This window comes from Vibrio sp. 10N.239.312.D08 (genome assembly GCF_041466145.1).
Lineage (GTDB): Bacteria > Pseudomonadota > Gammaproteobacteria > Enterobacterales > Vibrionaceae > Vibrio > Vibrio crassostreae_C.
In genome coordinates this window covers 1-1,404 of record NZ_JBFSSD010000117.1, presented here as the reverse complement: position 1 = coordinate 1,404, position 1,404 = coordinate 1, and the positions used below count along the sequence as shown (strand labels likewise).

Annotated in this window: 2 protein-coding genes; both read left to right on the top strand. The window is 50.2% G+C overall.

Going from position 1 to position 1,404, the window contains the following annotated elements:
* The first annotated feature begins 51 nt into the window (after positions 1–51).
* Positions 52–465, top strand: a complete 414-nt coding sequence (gene trbB / locus AB6D58_RS24420) for a type-F conjugative transfer system pilin assembly thiol-disulfide isomerase TrbB (RefSeq protein ID WP_372029375.1) — start codon at positions 52–54, stop codon at positions 463–465.
* Positions 462–1,404: conjugal transfer protein TraH (locus AB6D58_RS24415; protein WP_372158791.1), on the top strand; the 943-nt coding region annotated here is incomplete at its 3' end. The genes trbB and AB6D58_RS24415, both read left to right, overlap by 4 nt.

Here is a 1,404-nt window from a genome sequence, read left to right as displayed (position 1 = left end):
TTAAATGATGTTCCGTTTCTTTTATTTCTTCCTAAAACGTAAGGAGGCGCTATGCCATTTCTTCGTACCCTTGTGCTTGCTTTTTTGATTCATGCCGCCAGCGCACACGCTGCCATGCAAAACCAATATGCCCTAGTGTTCTTTTTTGAAAGCACCTGCCCGTACTGCCATAAGACCGCCCCTAAAATCACTCGTCTTGGCGAGCGATTTCAATTGCCGGTTTACGCCTTCTCTGTTGATGGGCCGGGCCTTCCAGGGTTTGAGGTCCCTATCCCTGTCACACCAGAGATAGGCAAGACCTTTTTCCCAGGCCAGGGAAAAACGGTCATGCCTGCGACCTTCTTAATGAACGTGAACAGCCGTAAGTTCTCACGTCTGAGCATTGGAGACGTACCAGAAAGCACGCTTGCCAAAAGCATTCAGAACGCCCTTAACGATCCGCGAGTGCAGGAGGCTCTCCAATGAAGCGCTCACTTTTCCACCACTTGTCCACCGTTGCGGTGAATAAGCGAGTTATTCCTTTATTTCTCATCAGCTTATCAGGCGTAAGTCACGCCGACACCAACCACTCGCTGGCCCGCTTTTTTGATAACTCAGGGTACAACGCCAACGTCTCAACCCCGACGGCTTACCAAGGGCAATCGGCCAACTACTACACCGGTGGCAGTTTGTTTGTGCGTAATCAAATTGTCGATGCACAGTTGGTCAGCGTCACTGTCCCCTCCATCAGTACCGGGTGCACTGGCATTGATATGTTTATGGGGGGATTTTCACACATCAGCTCAGACCAACTGGTGAAACTGGGCAAAGCCATTATTCATAATGCCCCTCCTTTTATTGTCAACTTAGCCCTGCAAACCTGGGCACCGCAGCTCAAGCAAAATCTGGACAATCTCCAAGCCATTGCCGACAAATATCTCAATCAATCGGTGAACTCTTGTGAAGCCGCGCAAGCGTCCATCGGTGGACTGGCCGCCTTTGCCGCTCCTGCTACCAAAAAGCATGTCTGCGCGACGCTTGGTACACAAAACAACGCCTTCTCAGATTGGGTTCAAGGGCAGCAGAAATGTGGCGCAGGAGGCAAAGCAGCGGGTCAGCTAAAGGACGCCAAAAAGGATCCAGCCCTGAAAGACATGACCCAAACCAATCACAACGTGGTCTGGTCTGCGATCATGAATAACGCTTTTTTGTCCTCCGACAAAAATCTAGCGCAATTCATGATGAGTTTGTCAGGCTCTTACGTGTACGACAAAGACGGCAATCCGCGTTATTACCCTAGCCTTTTGACCGACAACAACAACCTCGTCAACGTGCTGCTCGAAGGGGGCAAGGCTGACGTTTATCAGTGTCGCAAAACAGGCCCAGATGCGTGCATTACCATTACCAAGCGTAATAACTTATCCA

Bases quoted from the DNA above. Each gene is read 5' to 3' on its own strand.
- trbB (WP_372029375.1), top strand. From the start codon at position 52: ATGCCATTTCTTCGTACCCTTGTGCTTGCTTTTTTGATTCATGCCGCC.